Origin of the sequence: Streptomyces sp. NPDC015345, assembly GCF_043078805.1 — a bacterium.
In the GTDB taxonomy this organism is placed as follows: Bacteria; Actinomycetota; Actinomycetes; order Streptomycetales; family Streptomycetaceae; genus Streptomyces.
Genome location: NZ_JBIBTX010000004.1, coordinates 302,011 through 324,380 on the forward strand (window position 1 = coordinate 302,011; position 22,370 = coordinate 324,380).

Below are 22,370 nucleotides of genomic sequence, written 5' to 3' on the forward strand. Positions count from 1 at the left end.
TTTGCAGAGAACTTGCAGCGCCCCGCGCCATGCTCTACCTGTCGGCGGCACCAAGGGGCCGGCAGCAACGGGGGACCCAACGGGGGAAAGGCCACTGTTGCCTCGCACGGCCCATACGACCGCGACAGTCGGCCGTGTGGGCCGTTGCCGCGTGGAGCCACAGGGAACGACATGGGGCCACTGCACAAGGGGGAGTCCGGGGGCGGGTGGGAGCCCGCCCCCGGCGCTGTGCCCGTCACTCCTGGCACGAAGGGGCCGAGCATGCCGCCGATCATCCTCATGAACGATCCACGGATCGTCGACATCCCGGTCCACGAATGCGGTGAGGCCCTGGTCGACCTGCGCCATCTCCCCTTCGTCGACGTCGACGACCGTCTCGCCGACCCGGCGGGGGCCTACGCCCAGCTGCGCGAGGGCGTCGTCTGGCGCCTGGCCCGCGCCGCCCGGCTGCTGCCCGAGGGGCTGCGGCTGCTGGTCACCGAGGGCTACCGCCCGCTCGACCTGCAGATCAAGTACTTCGAGGAGTACGCCGCCGAACTCAGACGCGCGCACCCCGAGTGGTCGGCCGACCACCTTCGCCGCCAGACGAGCCGTTCCCTCTCGCCGCCCGAAGTGGGCCCCCACGTCGCGGGCGCCGCCGTCGACGTCACCCTGTGCACCACGGCAGGGGACGAACTCGACCTCGGCACACCGGTGAACGCCAGCCCCGAGGAGAGCGACGGCGCCTGCTACACCGACACCGACCGCATCTCCGCGGCGGCCCGCCGCAACCGCCGCACGCTGAGCGCGGCCCTGGTCACGGCGGGCCTGGTCAACTACCCCACCGAGTGGTGGCACTGGTCCTACGGCGACCGCTACTGGGCCCACCAGACCAGCACGCCCGCCGCCCGCTACGGCCCTGCGGCCTTCGCGGCGCGCAACGGCGGCCGGGGCGTCTCCTCCTAGGGCCTGTCTGACAATTCCCGCCTGCCTCGCGACGCCATGCACGCACTCTCGCCGCACCGGGCGCAGAGCCAAGTACATCCAGTACGAGGCCCTACGCCCGGCACGCCGAGAGCACGCACCTGACGCCGCGAGGCCGCCCTCCGGGCGACGACGCGAATTGTCAGACAGGCCCTAGGCCAGGGGCACGTCGAGACGGGCGCGGCGGTGGCTGAACGTGGCGATGGAGTGCGGGCCGTGGTAGCTGCCCATGCCGCTCTCGCCGACGCCGCCGAAGGGCAGGTCGGGCACGCGCAGGTGAGCCATCGGCAGCCCGAAGCCGAGCCCGCCGGACGAAGTCTCGTCCGCGAGGCGCCGCCGGGTGGTCTCGTTCTCCGTGAAGCCGTAGAGGGCCAGCGGCTTGTCGCGGTCGTTGATGAAGGCGATGGCCTCGTCCAGGTCCGCCACCTCCACGATGGGCAGGACGGGGCCGAAGATCTCCTCCCGCATGACCGGGTCGTCCCCCGTCACACCGGTCAGGACGGTCGGCGCGATGTACACGTCGTCGCGGTCCGTCTGTCCGCCGAACGCCACCGTCCCGGAGTCGAGCAGCGCCGCGACGCGGTCGAAGTGCCGCTGGTTCACCATGCGGCCGTAACCCTCGCCGCTCTGCGGGTCCGCGCCGAACATGCCCTCCACGGCTTCGGCGAGGGCGGCCGCGAGGGCGCGGGCGGTGGCCGGGTCGGTCAGGACGTAGTCCGGCGCGACGCAGGTCTGTCCGGCGTTGCGGAACTTGGCGTCGGCCAGGCGCTTGGCGACCGTGGCGACATCGGCGTCCCGGTCCACGAACACCGGTGACTTGCCGCCCAGTTCGAGCGTGACGGGGGTCAGGTGCTCGGCGGCGGCCCGCATCACGATGCGGCCGACCGTGCCGTTGCCGGTGTAGAAGATGTGGTCGAAGCGCTGGGCGAGCAGCTCCGTGGTCTCCGGGACGGCGCCCTCGACGACGGCGACCGCCTCGGGGTCCAGGTAGCGCGGCACGAGGCGGGCCATCAGCGCGGAGGTGGCGGGGGCCAGCTCGCTCGGCTTGAGGACGACGGCGTTGCCCGCGGCGAGCGCGCCCGCCACGGGGACCATGGAGAGCTGGACCGGGTAGTTCCAGGGCGCGATGACCAGGACGGTGCCCAGCGGCTCGTACTGCGTACCGGCCGTGGATCCTTCCGGAAGGCCGGCGAGGGCTTCCCGGTCGAGCGGCGTCGGGGTGAGCCAACGCTCCAGATGGGCCAGCGTGTGGTCGATCTCGCGCACGGGGAAGTCGACCTCGGCGGCGTACGCCTCGGGGCGTGGCTTGCGCAGGTCGCTGTGGAGCGCGTCGGCGATGGCCTCGCGGTTCTCCGTGAACAGCGCGCGCAGCCGGGCCAGCTGCTCCATGCGCCAGGCGAGCGGCCGGGTGCGGCCGGTGGCGAAGGTGGCGCGCAGCCGGGCCACGAGGGCCGCGGTGTCTTCGGTGGGGGTGACGGCGGTGGTCATCAGGGGGTTCCTCGGGGGTTGCTGGGAGTGGGGGGAGGAGTGCGGGAAGCGTGGGGAGCGCCCGGGGCGCCGAGCAGGCCGGTCGCGAGCGTGGCGGTCGCCGGGGCCAGCAGGTCCCGGGCACCGGGCATCGACTCCAGGCCGATGACCATCGCCACACAGATGTCGGCGGCCTCACGTGGCTCGACGCCCTCCGTGGTGCCCGCCTCGGTGAACAGCGAGGTCAGGAGATCACGCAGGCCGGTGGTGAACGCCGTACAGATCTCGCCGAACAGCCGGGCCTTGCCGTCGAGCAGTTCCGTGGCGTGCGGGGAGTCGCCGGCCAGCTGGAGCACCAGGTCGAGCTTGGCGGCCAGTACGCCGTGCAGCCGCTCGTCGTAAGGGGCGTCGGACGCGGCCGCCGCCCGGGCCCGCCGGAGCGCCTCCTCGTGGAGTCGTCCGGCGAGCCGGCGGAAGGCGTCGTCCTTGTTGCGCACGTACTGGTAGACGGCTGACCGGGACACGCCCATGGCGGAGGCGATGTCGTCCATCGTGGTGCGCCGCGCGCCGTACCGCGTGAGGCAGGCGTAGGCGGCGTCGAGGACCTCGTCGAGCCGGTCGGTGCCCATGGCTCAGGCCAGCTTCTTCAGCAGCTCGGTGGCGAGCGGCGCGGAGGAGGCGGGGTTCTGGCCCGTGACGAGGTTGCGGTCGACGACCACCTTCGGGGCCCAGGGCTCGCCCTCCTGGAAGTCGACGCCGGCCTCGACGAGGCGGTCCTGGAGCAGCCACTTGGCCCGCTCGGCGAAGCCCGCCTGGGTCTCCTCGGTGTTGGTGAAGCCGGTCAGGCGGTACCCGGCGAAGGCGTTCGAGCCGTCGTCCTTCGTGGCGGCGAGCAGGGCGGCCGGGGCGTGGCAGACCACGCCGAGCGGCATGCCGATCTCCAGGGCGAGGGCGAGGAGCCTGCCGGAGTCGGCGTTGACGGCGAGGTCCTCCATGGGGCCGTGACCGCCGGGGTAGAAGACGGCGGCGTAGTCCGCGAGGTCCACTTCCGCCAGCTTGACCGGGCCCTGGAGCTCGGTGAAGGCGGCGAGCGAGGCGGCGACCTTGTCGGCGCCCTCCTGGCCGCCGTTGGCCTCGGGGGCGAGGGAGCCGCGGTCGACGGTGGGAACGACGCCGCCCGGGGTGGCGACGACGACCTCGTGCCCGGCGGCCTTGAAGGCCTCGTAGGGGGCCACGGCCTCCTCGGCCCAGAAGCCGGTCGGGTGGCGACTGCCGTCGGCCAGCGTCCAGTGGTCGGCGCCGGTGACAACGAAAAGGATCTTCGACATGGTGTGGTCTCACTCCGAGAGTCCGGGGTCTGACGTTCTGTGCGCAGATCGTCAGTACGGCGACATCTCGAAGGTAGATCGATCGGACATAACTATCCAATGCGGAAACCAATGGGAGGCATCGGAAATCCGATGGGGCCGCGCGGAATACGCCTCCTGAGGGGCTCAGCGCCCGGGAGCGCCGGCCCGCAGTCCGTCCATGACGAGATCCATGAGGCGCCCCGCGCGCGTCTGCCAGTCGCTCTGCGGGTCGATCTGCCAGAGCCCGGCGATGGCGAGCAGGAAGTCGTCGGGGGTCACTCCCGGGCGGATGGTGCCCGCTTCCTCGTTCGCCCTCAGGAGGTGTGCGACGGCCTGGGTCAGCGGGCCGTGGCCCACCCCGGACAGGCTGCCGAGCGCGCTGGTCGCCCGGCGTATGGCGTCGGCCAGGCCCGCCTTGGCCATGGCGTACTGGGCGAGACGGTCCATCCACTCCCGCAGGGCCTGGTCGGGGGTGCGGCAGTGGAGCAACTGGCAGGCCGCGTCGCACACTTGCTGCACTTCGTAGCGGTAGACCTCAAGGACGAGCGCCTCGCGGTTGGGGAAGTTGCGGTAGAAGGTCCCCTGGCCCACACCCGCCTTCTTCGCGATCGCGCTCAACGGCGCGTCGCTCGACCGCGTCAGCTCCATCAGGGCGACTTCCAGGATGCGTTCGCGGTTGCGCTGCGCGTCCGAGCGCATGGGCGCGTCCTTGTGGTGCCCCACTCGCTCTCCTTCCGCGCCTCGCGGCCGATACGGCCTTGCTAAGCGGACAGGTGTCCACTAAGTTCGACGACTGATGGGCAACTGGACAACTGTCCACTTAGGGCAACCATAGCGCCAGATCCGGCCGCTGGGGACAGCCCGCGCCCCGAGACACCCTTCTCCTTCTCCTGTACAGCGCCACCGTCTCCCGAACCTCCCGCCGGGACCGCCTCGTTCGACGCCATCCGCGAAAGAAGGCTGCTCATGGCTCCATCGACGACCAGTGCCCTCACCCTGAACATCAACGGCGAGAAGCACACACTGTCCGTCGACCACCGCACCACCCTGCTCGACGCGCTGCGCGAGCGGCTCGATCTCACCGGCACCAAGAAGGGCTGCGACCAGGGTCAGTGCGGCGCCTGCACGGTGCTGATCGACGGCCGCCGCGCCGTCTCCTGCCTCCAGCTCGCGGTCGCCGCCGAGGGGCGTGAGATCACCACCATCGAGGGCGTCGCCGACGGCGACCGGCTCCACCCCGTGCAGCAGGCCTTCCTCGACCTCGACGGCTTCCAGTGCGGGTACTGCACCCCCGGACAGATCTGTTCGGCCCTCGCCATGATCGAGGAGCACGCGGCGGGCTGGCCGAGCGCCGCCACCGAGGAGGTGCGGCCCGAAGCGGGCGTGCCCGAGCTCACCGCGGAGGAGATCCGCGAGCGGATGAGCGGCAACCTCTGCCGCTGCGGTGCCTACGTGTCCATCGTGCAGGCCGTCGCGAAGGCCGCCCGCGCAGAAGAGGAAGCGATATGAGGGACTTCGCGTACCAGCGCGCCCACGACGTGAGCGGCGCGGTCGCCCTGCTCGGCGCCGACCCCGAGGCCCGCTACCTCGGTGGCGGCACCAACCTCGTCGACCTGATGAAGACCGGCGTCGAGCGGCCCGCGCGCCTGGTCGACGTACGCGAACTGCCCCTGGACGGCATCGAGTCCACCGCCGAAGGCGGCCTGCGCATCGGCGCGACCGTCACCAACAGCGACCTCGCCGCCCACCCCGAGGTCCGCCGCCGCTACCCCGCGCTGGCGCAGGCCGTCCTCGCGGGCGCCTCCGGTCAGCTGCGCAACATGGCCACCGTCGGCGGCAACCTCCTCCAGCGCACCCGCTGCGGCTACTTCACCGACCTGAGCAAGCCGTGCAACAAGCGCGCCCCCGGCACCGGCTGCTCGGCCATCGAGGGCGAGCACCACAACCACGCCATCCTCGGCGCCACCGAGCACTGCGTGGCAACCAATCCCTCCGACATGGCGGTGGCGCTCGCCGCCTTCGACGCCGTCGTCACGTACGAATCGGCCGACGGCACCGGTCAGTTGCCGCTCGCGGAGTTCTACCTCCCGGTGGGCGACACCCCGCACCTGGAGACCGCGCTGCCGGCCGGCGCGCTGATCACCGGCATCATCCTGCCGCCCGCCCCGGTCGCCGCCCACTCCCGCTACCGCAAGGTGCGCGAGCGTGCCTCCTACGCCTTCGCCATCGGCTCCATCGCCGGCGCGCTCGACGTCCATGACGGTGTCGTACGTGAGGTGCGCCTCGCCTTCGGGGCGGTCGCGTCCCGGCCGTGGCGTGCGCGGGAGGCCGAGCGGGTCCTGACCGGGGGCCCGGCGGACGCCGAGGCGTTCGCCGCCGCCGCGGACGCCGAACTGGCCGCCGCGCGGACGCTGCCCCACAACGCGTACAAGGTGACGCTGCTGCGCAACCTCGTCGTGGCCCTGCTGACCGAACTCACCGAGGAGGCTGCCCGATGACCACGACGACCGGACCCACCGCGGTGACGGGCTCCGTCGGCACCGCGCACACCCGCATCGAGGGCCTCGACAAGGTCACCGGCGCGGCGCGCTACGCCGGCGAGATCCCCTTCACCGACCTCGCCCACGGTTGGCTTGTGCTGTCCACGATCGCCCGCGGCCGTATCCGCTCCGTCGACACCGAGCCCGTCCTCGCGATGCCCGGCGTCCTGACCGTCCTGCACCACGGCAACGCGCCGCGCGTCGACATCGACTACGAAGGCATGCTGGGCCGCCCCGACCCGCTCATCGCGGTCTTCCAGCACGACCAGGTGCCCTTCGCGGGCTGGCCCGTGGCGCTCGTCGTCGCCGAGACCTCCGAACAGGCGCGGGAGGCCGCAGAGGCCCTGGTCGTCCACTACGACCAGGAACAGCACGACATAGAGTTCTCCCACGGACGCCCCGGCACGTACACGCCGGACACCGACGGCATGCTGGTGGAGAAGGGCGACCTGGAGGCCGAACTGGCCGCCTCCACGCACGTCGTGGACGCCGAGTACACCACGCCGGAGGAGCACCACAGCCCGATGGAGCCGCACGCGGCGACCGCGCGGTGGGACAGCGGCCGTCTCGACGTGGTCGACTCCAACCAGGGCAGCACCTGGATCGTGGACGAGCTGGCGAAGCTGTTCTCCCTCGACCCGGCCTCGGTGCGCGTGCGCTCCGAGCACGTCGGAGGCGCCTTCGGCTCCAAGGGGCTGCGGGTCCACCAGGTCTGCGCCGCGATGGCGGCGACCGTCCTGGACCGCCCCGTCCGTGTCGTGCTGACCCGTCGTCAGATGTTCTCCCTCGTCGGCTACCGCAGCCCCACCGCGCAGCGCGTGCGGCTCGGCGCGGAGCCCGACGGGCGGCTGCGCGCCTTCGACCACCAGGGCCAGAGCCTGACCTCGACCATCTACGAGTTCGTCGAGGCCAGCGCCGGTTTCGGCCGTCCGATGTACGCCGCCGACGCACACCGCAGCGTCAACCGCGTCGTACGCCTGGACGTGCCGACGCCGACCTATATGCGCGCGCCCGGCGAGGCCCCCGGGTCCTTCGCGCTGGAGTCCGCGCTCGACGAACTCGCCGAGAAGTGCGGTATGGACCCCATCGCGCTGCGGGCCCGCAACGAACCCGCGGTGGGACCCGTCTCCGGGCTGCCGTTCAGCAGCCGCAACCTCACCGCCTGCTTCGACGAGGGCGCCCGCAGATTCGGCTGGGCCGGCCGCGACCCGCGCCCCCGCGCGCGCCGCGAGGGCCGCTGGCTGATCGGCACCGGCACGGCCGCCGCCACGTTCCCGGTGCTCGTCGGCCCGGCCACGGCGGCCGTGACGGCGCAGGCCGACGGGACGTTCACGGTGCGCATCACCGCGGCGGACGTCGGCACCGGCGCGCGGACCGCGCTCACGCTGATCGCCGCCGACGCCCTGGAGGTGGCGCCGGACCGCGTCAAGGTTCACATCGCCGACAGCGACTTCGGCCCCGCCATGATCGCGGGCGGTTCCATGGGCACCCGGTCCTGGGGCTGGGCGGTCACGGGCGCGGCGCGCGAGCTGCGCGAGAAGCTGGTCCCCGGCGGCGACATCCCGGCGGAGGGCATCACCGCGCGCTTCGACACCGGCGCCCTCCTCGGCACACTGTCGCAGAAGGAACGTCACTCCTACGGCGCGCAGTTCGCCGAGGTCGCCGTGGACGTCACCACCGGCGAGGTCCGCGTACGGCGCATGCTCGGCATCTTCGCCGCCGGCCGCATCATCAACCCGCTGACCGCGCGCAGCCAGCTGGTCGGCGGCATGACGTGGGGCCTGTCCATGGCGCTGCACGAGGAGGCGGTCAGGGACCGGGCATCGGGCGCTCCCGTCGGCCCCGACCTCGCGGGCTACCACGTCGCCGCGCACGCCGATGTGCCGCACATCGAGGCGGACTGGGTGGATGACCCCGACCCCGAGGACCCCGTGGGGATCAAGGGTATCGGCGAGATCGGCATCGTCGGCGCCGCCGCGGCGATCGCCAACGCGGTCTGGCACGCGACCGGCGTCCGCCACCGGAACCTGCCGATCCGCCCCGACCGCGTGATCGAGGACGGCCGGCCCGAGGGGGCTGTGACCGAGGCGGGCGGCAGCGGTGCTTGACATCGCCGCCGACCTGCACCAATGGGTTCAGGAGGGCCGGGACTTCGCGGTCGCCACCGTCGTGGACGTCGGCGGCAGCGCACCGCGCGGTCCCGGCGCCGCCCTCGCCGTCGACAGCGAGGGCACGGCGATCGGCTCGGTCTCCGGCGGCTGCGTGGAGGGAGCGGTGTACGACCTGTGCGCCGAGGCCCTCCAGGACGGCACGGCCACGGTCGAACGGTTCGGCTACAGCGACGAGGACGCCTTCGCGGTCGGCCTCACCTGCGGCGGCGTCATCGAGGTGCTCGTCACCCCGGTGACCCGGGACGCGCCGCACAGGGCGGTGTTCGCCGCCGCCCTGTCGGCCGCCGCCCACGGTGAGCCGGCCGCCCTGGCCCGGATCACCCGGGGCCCCGCCGACCTCCTCGGCAAGGCGCTCCTGGTCCGGGCCGACGGGACGTACGAGGGCAGCCTCGACGGGCACCAGGAACTGGACCGCACGGCGGCGGGGGAGTCCCGCGCCCTCCTGGCGGCCGGCCGCACCGGGGAGTTCACCGTCTCGGAGAGCGGCTCGCGCTGCGGGAGCGCGCTGACCTTCCTGGTCGAGTCGAGCGTGCCGCCGCCCCGCATGATCGTGTTCGGAGCCGTCGACTTCGCGGCGGCCCTGGTCCGCGCCGGGAAGTTCCTCGGCTACCACGTCACGGTCTGCGATGCCCGCCCCGTCTTCGCCACGCGGCTGCGCTTCCCCGAGGCGGACGACATCGTGGTCGAGTGGCCGCACCGCTACCTGGAGCGGACCGGGACGGACGAGCGCACGGTGCTGTGCGTGCTCACCCACGACGCCAAGTTCGACGTGCCGCTGCTCGCCGCGGCGCTGCGGCTGCCCGTCGCGTACGTCGGCGCGATGGGTTCGCGCCGCACCCACGAGGACCGCGACCGCAGGCTCCGCGATGTCGGCGTCACCGAGGAGGAACGCTTGCGGCTGCGCTCGCCGATCGGCCTCGACCTCGGCGCCCGCACGCCCGAGGAGACCGCCCTGTCCATCGCGGCGGAGATCGTCGCGGCCAGACAGGGCGGCACGGGTCTGCCGCTCACCGGTTCACGGACGCCGATCCACCACGAGGCGCCCGTGAACCGCCCTCAGCGGGTGGTCAGTTCGTAGCCAGTTCGTAGAACCCCCTGCCGAACGTGGCCGCCAGCAGGCGCCGGTGCCCGGCGTCGTACTCGATGTCGTCCACGGGGACCGCGGGCATGCCCCGGCCGAGGCGCGACCACACCGGCTTGCCGGAACGGGAGGTGAACACGCCCTGGTCGGTGCCGATGTGCAGCCGCCCGCCGTGCCCGAGGACGAGATCGTTGACGGGTGCGTCCGGGAGGTCGCCGGACAGGTTCCGCCAGGTCCTGCCGCCGTCCGAACTGCCGTACACATGGGCTTTGTCGGACCCTGAGCGGTAGGCGGAGTGGGTGGTGTACACGCGGTCGGGGTCATGCGGGTCGACCACCACGCGGGTCACCCAGGAGCGGCCCTCCACCAGCTTCGTCCAGTGCGCGCCGAGGTCCTTGGTGACCCACACCCGGCCGTCGTCGGTGCCCGCGTAGAGCGTGCGGCCGTCGCCCGCGGGCGCGATCGAGGTGATCGTGCCGTAGTTGGTGTAGAGCGGGTCGGGGCCCGGGCCGCCGGACAGGTCGGGGCTGATGGGCTGCCAGGTCACGCCGCCGTCCGTGGAGCGGTTGACCACCTCGGAGCCGTAGTAGAGGACGCTCGGGTCCTTCGGGTCGAAGACGACGGGCGTGAACCAGTTGCGGCGCTTGAACGTCGTCTTGTCGGCGAAGTAGGTGAGCGTGTCGCCGCCGTCCGTGGAGCGGAAGCAGTTGCCGTACTGGTAGCAGGCGAAGACCTTGTTCACGTCCGTCGGGTCGATGAGGTTCTCCTCGCCGTCGCCGCCGAGGTATTCGTTGAAGCGGGGCCCGCCCCAGGAGCGCAGTGAGCCGTTGTCCTGGGAGCCGCCCGAGATCCGGCCGGTGTCCTGCGGGGTGAGGGCCGCGCTGTACAGCTGGGTGTACGGCTCGTGCCGTGCCTTGGTCCAGCCGCCGTCGCCGTTCGCCTCGGAGCGGTAGACGCCGCCGTCGTTGCCGAGGTAGACGCGGCCCGGCCTGCGCGGGTCCCACACCATCGCGTGCTGGTCGACGTGGATGCTCGTGTCGTCGGCGCTCCAGGTGGCGCCGCCGTCCTTCGTGGTCAGCAGAGGAACGCCCGCCACATGGACGTGGTCCGCGTCCTTCGGGTCGGTCCACACCTTGCCGAACCACCAGCCGAACGACGACTGCGAGTCGGTCAGCCTCTGGTCGGCCGGGGTGCGCCGCCAGTGGTCGCCGCCGTCGGTGGACGCGTAGAAGCCCTCGAAGGAGCCGCTGGTCTTGTTGACGATCGCGTACGCCTTCTCGCCCGCGACCGCGAGGCCTATCCGGCCCACGTCCGGCCCCTGTTCGGGCAGTCCGCCGCCGAGCCGCCGCCAGCTCTTGCCGTCGTCGTCGCTGCGGAAGATCCCGGAGCCCACGCCGCCGTAGGTGCGCAGCTCCGGCGTACGGCGGTGGTCCCACAGCACGGCGTACAGCCGCTTGCCCCGGATGACGATCTCGGTGGCCCCGGTGAACTCGTTGGCGCCGGACAGGATCCGCCGCCAGGTCTTCCCCCCGTTCTCCGAGCGGTAGACGCCGCGGTCACCGCCGCCGTTGTAGAGGGAACCCGCCGCGGCCACGTAGATGCGGCGCGGGTTGCGGGGATCCACCGTGATCGCGCTGATGGCACCGGAGTCCCGCAGCCCGATCCGCCGCCAGTTCCTGCCCCCGTCGGCGCTGCGATAGAGACCGGTGCCCTCGTACGTGATGCTGCCGCCGCCGGGATTGGGCTCGCCGGTGCCCGCGTACAAGGCGCCGTCCGGCCCGGTGGCGACCGCGCCCATGGCCTGGGTCCAGCTGTCGGGCCAGGCGGACTTGAAGGTGCGGCCCGCGTCCGTGCTGCGCCAGATACCGCCGCTGGCCGCGGCGGCGTACAGGGTGTCGGCCCGCTTCGGGTCCAGGGCGAGCGACACGATCCGGCCGCCGATGTTGGTGGGGCCGAGCGCCTTCCAGCGGCCGCCCGTGGTGGGCAGCTCGCGTGCCTGCGCGGCGGCGTTCTCGTGGGCGTGCCGGGGGATCGGCTCGCCCGGCACGGTCTTCTGCAGGTAGCGGTACTCGGCCGGTGCGGCGGGGCCGCGGACCGGGCGGTAGACATCGCCCGGTCCTGGCGGCGCCGCGCCCGCCGGTGGAGTTGCCAGGAGGACGACGCCCGCGAGCGGGGCGAGGACCAGATGAAGCAGGCGTCTGCGCATGGGCACCCTCTTCTTCGTCATGGCCAGAACAAGCCGTGCTGACGTTACGAGAGGGTACGAAGGAGCAGAAGAGCGGAAGTTGGCCTTTGTGACGGGCCCGGGCACCTATGGTCCGGGGATCTCATGGCTCAGGGCCTAATGGCTCGGGGCTTTATGGCTCGGGGGACCTTATGAGCCGGGCAGCTCCCGGGGCTCCAGCGGACGCGTCGCGGGCCCCTGGAGGACCTCGCCGTCGGTGCCGAAGCGGGAGCCGTGGCAGGGGCACTCCCACGTGGTCTCCGCCTCGTTGAACGCGACCAGGCAGCCCATGTGGGTGCAGCGGGCCGAGACGGCGTGGAGCGCACCGTCCACGTCGCGGTGCACCGCGCAGCGGCGCCCCTCGACCCGGACCACGGCGCCCGAGCCGGCGGGGATCTCGTCCACCGAATCGACGTGACTGCGCAGCCGGTCGCCGACGAAGTGCTTGGCGACCTCGGCCTGCTGGCCCAGCAGCGCGGGCACCTCCCGGACGGTGGTCAGCAGCCGTCGCGGGTCGTACAGGTCGGCCCAGGGGGACTTCTCGCCCTGGATCAGCCGGGCGAGCAGGGTGCCGGCCATGACACCGCCGCTCATCCCCCAGCCGCCGAACCCGGTCGCCACGTAGGTGTGGCGGGCGCCGGGGTGGAAGGGGCCCACCATCGGCACTCCGTCGGTCACGGAGTTGTCCTGGGCCGCCCAGCGGTAGGCCGTCTCCCCGACGTCGAAGCGCTCCCGCATCCACGCGTCGAGTGCCCGGAATCCGGCGGCGGCGTCACCCGTGCCGGGGGTGAAGCCCTCGCCCGTGACGATGAGCAGCCGCCCGCCGTCGTCGCCGTACGGCGCGGTGCGCACCGAACGCTTGCCCTCCTCCTGCGTGATGTACATGCCGCCGGGGTCCTGCCCGGGGGCCAGCGGAGCGGCGACGACGAGCTCGCGCTGGGCCGACAGCCGGGCGAAGAGCAGGGCGCGGTCGAAGACGGGGTAGTGCGTGGCGACAACGACGGACTTCGCGGTCACCGTGTGCCCGGACTCGGCGGTCACCCGGCACGGCGAGCCTTCGCGCAGGCCGGTCACGCGGGTCCGCTCGTGGATGACGCCGCCCTGCGCGAGCAGGTCCGCGGCGAGCGCGAGGAGATAGGCGCGGGGATGGAACTGCGCCTGGTCCTCCACGCGCACCGCGCCCGCCACGTCGAAGGGCAGACCGGTGACCTCGGTGTACTCGGCGGGCAGCCCCGCCTCACGGGCCGCCGCGGCCTCGGCCCGCAGTTCGTCGGTGTCCTCGGGGCGGACGGTGTAGGTGTAGGCGGGCGCGCGCTCCAAGTGGCAGTCGATGCCGACCTCCGCGCAGACGGCCGCGACATGGTCCACCGCCTCCTGCTGGGAGCGGGCGTACAGATGGGCGGCCTCCGCCCCGCGCGTACCGCGCAGCCGCTCGTACACCAGGGTGTGCAGGGCGGACAGCTTGGCGGTGGTGTAGCCGGTCACCCCGGCGGCGATGCGGTCGGCTTCCAGGACCGCGACCGTCCGCCCGGTGCGGGCCACCTCCCAGGCAGTGCTGAGCCCGGCGATGCCGCCGCCCACCACGGCGGCGTCCACCTCGATGTCCTCGGCCAGCGGCGGGTAGGACGTCGGCCCGGTGCTGTCCATCCAGTAGGACTCCGGCCGGCCCGGCAGCGGCCCGGTACGAGGTGTGACAGCCATGGCGGCTCCCTGTTCTCATGGTTCTCATGCTCGGTGTTCGTCGATCCTGCGGGTTCCCCCGCCCCACCGGGTCAATCCGGTGGGGCGGCCGGGCTGCGGATCTTGCCCACAGGCTACGCAAAAGGTGCATAACGCGCCCGTGGGGTGAGGGTGACCGGCCCGCTAGAGCCAGTCCCGGGGCACGGTCTCGTTCCACGTCCGGGAGAAGACGCGGCGTTCCCCCTCATAGCCGTCGAGCGTCGCGTCGACGAGGAAACCGTCCTCGTCGCAGCGCAGCACCGTGCGGGTGCGCACGCTCACGTCCCAGTCGTCCCGCGCGAAGCTCATGGTCCAGGCCGACTCACCGGTCACCGACGTGAAGTCCTCGCCCGTGGACGTGTACCGCTCGAAGGCGCGGCAGCCGACGTCGAGCCCGATGTCCTCGTACCGCACGGTCCCGCGGTCCTTGACGATCTCCAGCGCGGAGTTGTAGCCGATCAGGTCCCGCCTGACCTCCCAGCGCTGGTCAGGCTGCGTCAGCCGGGTGGTGGCCAGCGGCTCCGCGCCCTCGGGCTCGCCGAAGGGGCGCAGCGGCGCGTTGTCCGGCTCGGAGACCGGCCGCACCGGCAGCCGCAGCGCGCTGGTGCCCTCGTACACGCTGAGCAGGACCGGCCGGGGCGGTGGCCAGGCGAGCGGCCAGTACGACGTGGACAGCGAGAGCCGGATGCGGTGGCCCGGCGGGAAGCACTGGGCCACGCCGTTGAGCTGGAGCGTCGCGCGGTAGCGGCGCCCCGGCTCCAAGGGCTCGGGCTCGCCCGTGCCGTCCCTGCGGGTGAGGTTGAGCACGCCGTACGTCACACGGGTGGCCCGCCCGTCGGGGGCCACGTCGGAGATCCGGGCCGCGACCGTGGCCACCGGCTCGCTGACCGACAGGTCGAGGTCGATGGCGGGGGAGCCGAGGATCTCCACCGGCTCGGTCAGCCGCGGGGAGTCGAAGACCAGCGAGCCGCCGTCCTCCTCGCGCTGGTCGTAGGGCAGGTCGGGCGGTGCGTTGTAGGAGGCCCACTTGCCCGCGAACTGGCCGACCGACAGCGGGGACTGCACGGTCATGGCCTCACCGGAGCCGGAGCCGTCCTTGTCGGCCACCTCCCCGTCCCAGGCGATGCGGTGCCGGGTCAGGGGACGGCTGACCTCCTCGATGTGCGGCGACGGCCAGTCCGGCTCACCGACCCAGCGGCCCGGGCGCTCCTCGTACGCCGTTGAGGGCGGCACGCTGTCCTGCATCCAGGCCCGCAGCATCGGGCCCTCCATGACGCCGTTGTCCTCGCCCTTGAGCCAGTGGTCCCACCAGCGCACCACTTCCTGGAGATAGCCGATGGCGGGGCCCGGCTCACCCAGATGCGGATACTTGTGCGACCAGGGGCCGATCAGCCCCTTGCGCGGCACGTCCAGATTGCCGAGCAGCCGGGTCACGGCGTTGGAGTAGCCGTCCGCCCAGCCGCTGGAGGCGAGGACGGGGCAGCGTACGTCCTGGTAGTTCTCGCAGACCGAGGCGTGCTTCCAGTAGTCGTCGCGCCGCTGGTGGCGCAGCCACTCCAGGACCCAGGGGCGCGCGTTCTCAAGACGCTCGTGCCACATCTCGCGCCAGCGGTCGCCGACCACGGCCGGATCGGGGGGACAGGTGGCGTACGCGAACATGGTCCCCGCCTCGGCGAGGTTGTCCGACAGCATCGCGCCACCCATGTAGTGCATGTCGTCGGCGTACCGGTCGTCCGTGAACGACGAGATGACGATGGCCTTCAGGCTCGGCGGCCGTCGCGCGGCGACCTGGAGCGCGGCGAACGCCCCCCAGGAGATGCCCATCATGCCGGTGGAGCCGTCGCACCAGGGCTGCTCGGCCAGCCAGGCGAGCACCTCCTCGGCGTCGGTCTGCTCCACCTCCAGATATTCGTCCCGCAGGACGCCCTCGGACTCGCCCGTGCCGCGCACGTCCACGCGTACGCACGCGTAGCCGTGCCCCGCGATGTAGGGGTGGTGGATCGAGTCGCGCACGGAACTCAGATCGCGCTTGCGGTACGGGATGTACTCGAGGACGGCCGGTACCGGCGCGTCGTCCGAGGACGCGGGGCGCCAGACGCGCGCCGACAGCCGGACGCCGTCGGACATCGGGATGAGGACGTGTTCTTCCTCTTTTGTCGCGTACGGGAGATTGCCCACGTAACGCATGGGGCCGTGCCATCCTCTCGGTCGGTTCTCTGGTGCCTGTGTCGCGTCGGCCGTGCTAGTCGTTGGTGACGTCGCGGCCGCCGGGCTCCGTCTCGTCGAAGGTGAGGCCGAGCGCGGCCACGCACCGGTCGTACTTGCGCCGCAGGTCCTCCTCGTCGTCGCCTCCGATGGAGAAGTGGGCCAGCTCGTAGCTGTAGCTGTCCTGGTGACCGGCGTCGGACAGCCGCTGGCCCTCCTCGACCAGCACGTCGATCCGGACGTCGCCGATCTCGCGCTCGATGCGGTCGAGCTCCTCGCGCGTCGGCACGTCGTGCACCACGCCGTCGGCGAACCACCGGTAGTACCACTTGGCAGCCGTCGCGCAGGGCCCCTCGCGGTGGGGGAGCTTCGGGTCCTCGCCGAAGGCGAGGCTGACCATGCAGTGGTGGTTCGGGACACCGTCGACGTACTCGAACAGCTCCGCGTGCGACTGGGAGTGCCGGGGGTTGATCTCCAGCAGGTTCAGCTCGTCCGTACCGGGGTCGTAGAAGTACTCGATGCTGAACGTCGCGTCGTCCATGCCGATCTGTCGCATCACCCGCTCCGACACGTCGTGCAGGCGCCGCACCACCGGCTCCGGCAGCGTCGAGGGGTACTGATGGCGCAGGAAGCACGAGGAGTCCGGGTAATTGATGGAGTCGAGGACGCCGTAGACGGTGACCTCACCCCGGTGGACGTATCCCTCGACCGCGACCTGGATGCCGGAGAGCGCCTCCTCGGCGAGACAGACCTGCGCGCCGATGCCCGCCATCTCCTCGGGCACCTCGATCTGGTCGAGTATGTGCTCGAAGGGCCGGCCGACCGTGCCGATGCCCTCCTTGATCCTGGCCACGGCCGCGTCGAACTCCTCCTCGTTCTTCACGCTGTACGCGAGCTTGGAGGAATACGACAGGGCGGGCTTGAGCCACATCGGGAAGCGCACGCCCTCCGGCGGCTTCGGCGTACTCGCCTCCAGGTCGACCCGGCCGAAGCGCGGATGCTCCTCGATCACCTTCTGCTGCTCCAGGCGGCTCCAGTACTTGTGCTCGCACTTGACGACCGACTCCAGGCTGGTGCTGCGGGTGCCGTACCGGTCGCCCAGCATCGCGACCATCGTGCTGACCGGGAAGTCCCAGTAACCGACGATCGCGTCGATGCTGCCGTCGAACGCGTCGAGGGTCTTCTGCGCCTTCTCCATCAGCTCCGGTACGGAGACCTCGCCGCCCTGGAGCTCCTCGATCGTGAGCAGCGGGTGGAAGCGGTAGTCCTGCGCGTGCGGGACGGCGTGCAACGTGGGGAGGTTGGCCTCGTCCAGACCGATCACGAACACGTTCTTCTGGCGTACAGCCACAATTGCTCCTTCTGCCGGGGTCAGAGCGGCTGTGTACCCGCAGGCCAGAGGTGCACACGTCGGCCATCATGGGCAGGGAGCATCCCGACCGTGCAGACCGTGCACCATGAGGAGAACCATGGCCGACCGAAGCCGCCGCGCCCCCTCCGTCGTCCGGGCGCTGCTCGACGCCCACGGCAGCACCTACGCCGAGGACGCCGGCATCCGGCTGCGGGACACGCCGCAGCCGCTGTACCAGCTGCTCGTCCTGTCGGTCCTGCTGAGCGCCCGCATCCGCGCCACCGTGGCGGTCGCCGCGGCCAGGGAACTCTTCGACGCCGGAATGCGCGACGCGCGGCGCATGGCCGACGCGTCGTGGCAGGCCCGCGTCGACGCGCTCGGCCGGGGCGGCTACCGGCGCTACGACGAGCGCACCTCCACGCAGCTCGGGGAGGGCGCCGAGCTGGTCCTGCGGGACTACGGAGGCGATCTGCGCCGCCTGCGGGACGCGGCGGGCGACGACGAGAAGGAGCTGAGCCGCCAACTCCAGAAGGTGCCAGGCCTCGGCCCCATGGGCGCCGACATCTTCCTGCGCGAGGCGCAGCGGGTATGGCCGGGCGTGGCGCCGCGCCTCGGCGACAAGGCCTTGCAGGGCGCGCGGCGGCTCGGCCTGCCCGACGACCCGGACGAACTGGTGCGCCTCGCCGGGGACAGCGACCCCGCGGCCCTGGCGGCGGCCCTCGTACGCGCCGCCCTGGACAAGAGCATCGCCGAGGAACTGCTCGCGGACCCCGACAGGTCATGACTCCGGGCTCGTGGGAAGGCTTCGGCGTCACACCGGCAGCAGCCGCGCGATCAGCTCGCCGAGCTGCCGGGCGTTGCGGCATTCGTGCATCTCGACCAGCTCCGCGTACGCGTACGCGGCCGAGTCACCCGTCGACCACTGCGAGCGCGGCTCGGGGTTGAGCCAGTACACCCGGCGGGCCCGCCCGGCGATCCGCCGCAGCGCCGGGACGTTCGGGTCGCTCATGTTCGTACGGGCGTCCCCGAGGACGAAGACCGTGGACCGCGGGCCGACCGCGTCGAAGTGACGCTCGGCGAACTCCCCGAGGGACGTGCCGTAGTCGCTGCCGGCGTGCCATCCGGTGACCACCGCCTCACCGAGGATGCGGGCACCGAGGCCCGCCGGGTCCGTGGAGCCGTGCGTCAGCAGCCCGGTGACCTCGTCCGCCCGATTGACGAACGCGAACACCCGCACCTTGCTGAACTGGTCGTGCAGCGCCTGCACCAACAGCATCGTGAAGCTCGCGAAACCCGCCACCGAGCCGGACACATCGCAGAGCAGCACCAGCTCGGGACGCGCGGGTCGGCGGCGGCGCAGCACCGGCCGCATCGGCACACCGCCCGTCGAGAGGGAGCCGCGCAGCGTGCGACGCAGATCGACGGCGCCGTGCGCGGCGCGCCTGCGGCGGGCGGCCAGGCGGGTCGCGAGCTTGCGGGCCAGCGGGTGCACGGTCCTGCGCAGCTCGTCCAGGTGGGCGCGGCCCGCGACGAGGAAGTCGACGCGGTCGGCGGTGGTCGCCACGGCCCGGCGGGCGATCTCCTCCGTGCCCCGCCGCTCGGCGACCCGGCGGCGCGCCTCGGTCCGGACCCGCTCACGGAACCCTTCGATGCGGCGCCGGATCTCGTCGGCCTCCAGACGGTCCGTGAACGCGGCGTCCCCGGCCGCGGCGGGGCCCGCGCGAAGGGCGGCGAGTACGCGCGCGAGGAGCGTCTCCGGCCGCAGCCGGCTCAGGGTCTGGTGGGAGGACCAGCCGTCCGAGCCGCCCTGCCCCGAGCCGTACCCGCCGAAGCCGGCCACCGCCTCGCGCGCCAACTGTTCCAGCAGCGCCCGGTCGTCGGTGGCGAGCGCGGCGACCAGGCGCTCGCGCAGCGCGTCCCGATCGGGCTCGGCGTCGCCGCCCCCGGTGGTCGTACCCTCGGGCGCGCCGACGCCCAGCGGAAAGTAGAGGTCGAAGACCGGGTCGAACACCGCCCGCTGGCCCTCCTGGTGGAGCAGCGCGGCGGCCAGCCCCTCCCTGACCCGCTCACGGTCGGCGAGGCCGAGCGCCTCCAGGGCCGCCGCCGCGTCGACCGTCTCGCCCGTGCCGATGCGCAGCCCGTGGGAGCGCAACGTCTGGACGAGACCGGTGAGCCGGCCGCTGAGCCCCTCCTCGGTGACCGGCCGGGCGAAGCCGTCGGGGAGCGCGGTCACACGGCGTCCAGGTCCAGCTTGGCCGCCGCCTTCACCACGTCGTCCTGATGCTTGAGGAGGACGCCGAGGGTGTCGCGCACGACCGCTTCGTCCAGGCTCCGGGCGCCGAGCGCGAGCAGGGTGCGCGCCCAGTCGATGGTCTCGGCGACCGAGGGCACCTTCCGCAGGTCCATCGCGCGCAGCGCGCCCACGACCCGCACCACCGACTCGGCGAGTGCCTCGTCCAGGCCCGGCACCTTCGCCCGGACGATGCGGCGCTCCAACTCCTCCTCGGGGAAGCCGATGTGCAGGAACAGGCAGCGGCGGCGCAGCGCCTCGGACAGCTCCCGGCTCGCGTTGGAGGTGAGGACGACGAAGGGGCGGCGCTCCGCGCTGATGGTGCCCAGCTCCGGCACCGTGACCTGGAAGTCGCTGAGGACTTCGAGCAGCAGGCCCTCCACCTCGACGTCGGCCTTGTCGGTCTCGTCGATCAGCAGCACCTTCGGGTCGCCGCCGCGGATCGCCGTGAGCAGCGGGCGCGAGAGCAGGAACTCCTCGCCGAAGATGTCCGTGCGCGTCTCGTCCCACGACTCGTCGCGCCCGGCGGTGATGCGGAGCAGCTGCTTGGCGTGGTTCCACTCGTACAGCGCCCGGGACTCATCGACGCCCTCGTAGCACTGGAGGCGGACCAGCCGGGCCCCCGCGACCTCGGCGACGGCCTTGGCCAGCTCCGTCTTGCCGACGCCGGCCGGTCCCTCCACCAGCAGGGGCTTGCCGAGCCGGTCGGCGAGGAAGACGGTGGTGGCGACCGCGGGGGAGGCCAGATAGCCGCTCCCGGCGAGCCGGGCCGCGACATCGTCGACGGAGGCGAAGTACCCGGTCGTCATGGGGAGTTCTCCTGGTCCTGGTGGTCTTGGCCCTCGTGGTTCTGGTGGCCTGGTCGTCTTGGTGGTCCTCGCCTTGATCCGTCACCGGTACCCGATCAGTTCCGGCCGCCGCCGACAACAGGCACACACTGTTTGCGGTGCACGTCACGTTCCCCTCACCGCGCGGCCGGACTGCTGGGTCTCATCGTGAGACCTTCGTACGCCGGCGTCATGAGGCGTACCTCCTTCGCGAACTGGCCCTGCTCCATCGCCCGCAACACCCTGACCGACCGGCTGCGCCGCCTCGTGGACGAAGGGCTCCTGGAGAAGCGGGCCTACCAGCGCGACCCGATGCGCTACGACTACGTCCTCACGGAGAAGGGCCGCGACTTCTTCGGCGTCCTCGCGGCCATGAGCAGCTGGGGCGACCGCTGGCTCAGCGGCGACGAGGGCGCCCCGGTCGTCTTCCACCACGACCGATGCGGCCACGACAGCCACGCCGAAGTCGTCTGCGCCGACTGCAAGGAACCGATGACGGCGTCGAACACGACCGCGCGCCTCGGCCCCGGCTACCCGCCGCACCTCGCCGAACGCCCGGACGTACGGGCGCGGTTCGACGCCTGACGCTCCGCCGGCACGGCCGCCACGGTCGACGCGATCAAGCGGCTGGCCGAGGGCGCGCCGAGACGGACGGCTTCGTCACCGAGGCCGAGAAGCTCGGCATGGACATCTGCTGGGTGGCGGAGGCCTGGGGCTCCGGAGCGCCCTCGCCCCTCGGCTGCCTGGCCGCCCGCACCGAGCGGATGCTGCTCGGCTCGGGGATCATCCAGCTCGCCACCCGCAGCCCGGTCGCGTCGACACGGTCCGCCTCTATCCGGCGGGCGGCACGCTCGACGCGCGGCTCACGGCGCTGGGCCGGGTGATCGAGCTGGTGCGCGAGGTGGACGCGGCCTGACCGGATCCGGGGGACCGCCCACCCCGCGCGCGAACGACAGAAGTAAAAGACTTACGCTTATGTCGTTGATCTCCGCGCGTCCAGAGGAGCAAGGCATGCAGATCCCTTCGAGCCCGACCCACGCCGACCCGCGGTCCCGTGCCGCACACCTGCTGGGGCGGCCCTTCACGCTCGGCGGCCTGACGCTGCGCAACCGCATCGCGATGGCCGCCGTGACCCGGCGCTTCTCGCCGGACGGTGTGCCCGGCGAGGACGTCGCCGCGTACTACGCGCGGCGCGCCGAGGGAGGCGCCGGGCTGATCGTCACGGAGGGCACCTACATCGGCCGGGACGCGGCCGCCGCCTACGACCGTGTGCCGCACTTCCATGGCGCGCGAGCACTGGCCGGCTGGGCGCGGGTGGCCGAGCGGGTGCACGCGGCGGGCGGCCGGATCATGCCGCAGCTCTGGCACACGGGCGTGGTCCGCACCGACGCCGTCCCGCCGCTCGGCGTCCCCGCGGAGGGCCCCTCGGGGGTCGGCCTCGACGGGCGCCCGCACGGCAGGGCCATGACGCTCGACGACATCGACGCGGTCGTGGAGGCCTTCGCCGAAGCCGCCGCGGCCGCCGAACGCATCGGCTTCGACGGAGTAGAACTGCACGGCGCCCACGGCTATCTGATCGACGCCTTCCTGTGGCACGGCACCAACACCCGCACCGACTCCTACGGCGGCGGCCACGCCTCCCGCGCCCGGTTCGCCGCCGAGATCGTCGCCGCCGTACGCGCCGCGGTCTCGCCCGGCTTCCCGGTCCTGTTCCGCCTCTCGCAGTGGAAGACCGACCACTACGACGCGCGCGTCGCCGAGGACCCGGGTGAACTGGAGCAGCTGCTCGCGCCCCTCGCGGCAGCGGGCGTGGACGCCTTCCACGCCTCCACGCGGCGCTACTGGCTCCCCGAGTTCGACGGCAGCGACCTGAACCTCGCGGGCTGGACGAAGAAGTTGACCGGCCGGCCGTCGATCACCGTGGGTTCCGTCGGCCTCGACCAGCAGTTCGCTGGGGCGCCTGGGCGCACCCAGCGGTCCGGCGTCACCGGCATCGACCCGCTGCTCGACCGCCTGGAGCGCGACGAGTTCGACGTCGTCGCCGTCGCCCGCGCGCTGGTCGCCGACCCCGACTGGCCGGCCAAGGCGCTCACCGGGCGCCTGCACGAGGCGCTGCCGTATGACGCCTCGCTTCTCGACGCGCTGGTGTGAGAGCCCTGGTGTGAGAGCCCTGATGTGAGAGC

18 protein-coding genes and 1 pseudogene are annotated in these 22,370 nt (G+C 72.4%); 9 read left to right on the forward strand and 10 right to left on the reverse strand.

The window, feature by feature from the left end:
* Positions 1 to 261: 261 nt before the first annotated feature.
* Entirely contained in the window at positions 262 to 945 is a 684-nt protein-coding gene (locus ACF062_RS18520; RefSeq protein ID WP_392139348.1) for a M15 family metallopeptidase, read from the forward strand.
* Between the two features lie 171 nt (positions 946 to 1,116).
* Here ACF062_RS18520 and ACF062_RS18525 read toward each other — a convergent pair whose 3' ends face one another.
* From ACF062_RS18525 to ACF062_RS18540, 4 genes are all read right to left on the reverse strand, one after another.
* Positions 1,117 to 2,451, reverse strand: a complete 1,335-nt coding sequence (locus ACF062_RS18525; RefSeq protein ID WP_392139350.1) for an aldehyde dehydrogenase family protein — start codon at positions 2,449 to 2,451, stop codon at positions 1,117 to 1,119.
* The gene (locus ACF062_RS18530; RefSeq protein WP_392139352.1) at positions 2,451 to 3,059 is read right to left on the reverse strand and encodes a TetR/AcrR family transcriptional regulator; all 609 of its coding nucleotides are present in this window, start codon (positions 3,057 to 3,059) and stop codon (positions 2,451 to 2,453) included. Before ACF062_RS18530 ends, ACF062_RS18525 begins: the two co-directional genes overlap by 1 nt.
* A gap of 3 nt (positions 3,060 to 3,062) precedes the next feature.
* Positions 3,063 to 3,758, reverse strand: a complete 696-nt coding sequence (locus tag ACF062_RS18535; RefSeq protein WP_392139354.1) for a type 1 glutamine amidotransferase domain-containing protein — start codon at positions 3,756 to 3,758, stop codon at positions 3,063 to 3,065.
* A 165-nt stretch (positions 3,759 to 3,923) separates the two neighbouring features.
* Positions 3,924 to 4,478 (reverse strand): TetR/AcrR family transcriptional regulator, encoded by a 555-nt coding sequence (locus tag ACF062_RS18540; protein ID WP_392140235.1) that lies wholly within the window; start codon positions 4,476 to 4,478, stop codon positions 3,924 to 3,926.
* Positions 4,479 to 4,745: 267 nt separating this feature from the next.
* Here ACF062_RS18540 and ACF062_RS18545 point away from each other — a divergent pair, with 267 nt between their 5' ends.
* Genes ACF062_RS18545 through ACF062_RS18560 form a run of 4 tightly spaced genes read left to right on the forward strand, consistent with a single transcriptional unit; the run spans position 4,746 to position 9,568 of the window.
* A complete protein-coding gene (locus ACF062_RS18545) occupies positions 4,746 to 5,288 on the forward strand; it encodes a (2Fe-2S)-binding protein (protein ID WP_392139355.1) in 543 nt (180 codons plus the stop codon).
* The gene (locus tag ACF062_RS18550) at positions 5,285 to 6,277 is read left to right on the forward strand and encodes an FAD binding domain-containing protein (RefSeq protein WP_392139357.1); all 993 of its coding nucleotides are present in this window, start codon (positions 5,285 to 5,287) and stop codon (positions 6,275 to 6,277) included. Before ACF062_RS18545 ends, ACF062_RS18550 begins: the two co-directional genes overlap by 4 nt.
* Positions 6,274 to 8,427: a xanthine dehydrogenase family protein molybdopterin-binding subunit gene (locus ACF062_RS18555; RefSeq protein WP_392139359.1), complete on the forward strand. Its 2,154-nt coding sequence runs from the start codon at positions 6,274 to 6,276 to the stop codon at positions 8,425 to 8,427. The genes ACF062_RS18550 and ACF062_RS18555 overlap by 4 nt, the downstream gene beginning before the upstream one ends.
* The gene (locus tag ACF062_RS18560) at positions 8,420 to 9,568 is read left to right on the forward strand and encodes an XdhC family protein (RefSeq protein ID WP_392139361.1); all 1,149 of its coding nucleotides are present in this window, start codon (positions 8,420 to 8,422) and stop codon (positions 9,566 to 9,568) included. Before ACF062_RS18555 ends, ACF062_RS18560 begins: the two co-directional genes overlap by 8 nt.
* On the opposite strand, the gene ACF062_RS18565 is transcribed toward ACF062_RS18560, so the two are convergent.
* From ACF062_RS18565 to ACF062_RS18580, 4 genes are all read right to left on the reverse strand, one after another.
* Positions 9,558 to 11,777, reverse strand: coding sequence for a WD40/YVTN/BNR-like repeat-containing protein (locus ACF062_RS18565; protein WP_392139363.1), 2,220 nt, complete (start codon positions 11,775 to 11,777; stop codon positions 9,558 to 9,560). The two genes, ACF062_RS18560 and ACF062_RS18565, sit on opposite strands and share 11 nt — an antisense overlap.
* A gap of 168 nt (positions 11,778 to 11,945) precedes the next feature.
* Positions 11,946 to 13,496: an FAD-dependent oxidoreductase gene (locus ACF062_RS18570; protein ID WP_392139365.1), complete on the reverse strand. Its 1,551-nt coding sequence runs from the start codon at positions 13,494 to 13,496 to the stop codon at positions 11,946 to 11,948.
* Positions 13,497 to 13,658: 162 nt separating this feature from the next.
* Positions 13,659 to 15,701: a CocE/NonD family hydrolase gene (locus ACF062_RS18575; protein ID WP_392139367.1), complete on the reverse strand. Its 2,043-nt coding sequence runs from the start codon at positions 15,699 to 15,701 to the stop codon at positions 13,659 to 13,661.
* A gap of 55 nt (positions 15,702 to 15,756) precedes the next feature.
* Complete coding sequence (locus ACF062_RS18580; protein WP_392139369.1) at positions 15,757 to 17,070, reverse strand: acetyl-CoA carboxylase biotin carboxylase subunit family protein; 1,314 nt, start codon at positions 17,068 to 17,070, stop codon at positions 15,757 to 15,759.
* 118 nt (positions 17,071 to 17,188) lie between these two features.
* Here ACF062_RS18580 and ACF062_RS18585 point away from each other — a divergent pair, with 118 nt between their 5' ends.
* Complete coding sequence (locus tag ACF062_RS18585) at positions 17,189 to 17,854, forward strand: endonuclease (RefSeq protein WP_392139371.1); 666 nt, start codon at positions 17,189 to 17,191, stop codon at positions 17,852 to 17,854.
* Between the two features lie 27 nt (positions 17,855 to 17,881).
* Here the strand turns inward: ACF062_RS18585 and ACF062_RS18590 are convergent, their stop codons facing one another.
* The gene (locus ACF062_RS18590) at positions 17,882 to 19,303 is read right to left on the reverse strand and encodes a VWA domain-containing protein (protein ID WP_392139373.1); all 1,422 of its coding nucleotides are present in this window, start codon (positions 19,301 to 19,303) and stop codon (positions 17,882 to 17,884) included.
* A complete protein-coding gene (locus ACF062_RS18595; protein ID WP_392139375.1) occupies positions 19,300 to 20,169 on the reverse strand; it encodes an AAA family ATPase in 870 nt (289 codons plus the stop codon). The genes ACF062_RS18590 and ACF062_RS18595 overlap by 4 nt, the downstream gene beginning before the upstream one ends.
* Before the next feature lie 186 nt (positions 20,170 to 20,355).
* On the opposite strand from ACF062_RS18595, the gene ACF062_RS18600 reads away from it, so the two are divergent.
* The 3 genes and pseudogenes from ACF062_RS18600 (at position 20,356) to ACF062_RS18610 (ending at position 22,338) form a co-directional block, all read left to right on the forward strand.
* Positions 20,356 to 20,772, forward strand: coding sequence for a winged helix-turn-helix transcriptional regulator (locus ACF062_RS18600; protein ID WP_392139377.1), 417 nt, complete (start codon positions 20,356 to 20,358; stop codon positions 20,770 to 20,772).
* A pseudogene (locus ACF062_RS18605) lies at positions 20,769 to 21,017 on the forward strand (LLM class flavin-dependent oxidoreductase); the annotation flags it as partial. The gene ACF062_RS18600 and the pseudogene ACF062_RS18605, both read left to right, overlap by 4 nt.
* Before the next feature lie 181 nt (positions 21,018 to 21,198).
* Positions 21,199 to 22,338 carry a 12-oxophytodienoate reductase gene (locus ACF062_RS18610; protein WP_392139379.1) on the forward strand — a complete coding sequence of 380 codons (1,140 nt, stop codon included), beginning with the start codon at positions 21,199 to 21,201 and terminating at the stop codon, positions 22,336 to 22,338.
* Positions 22,339 to 22,370 lie beyond the last annotated feature (32 nt).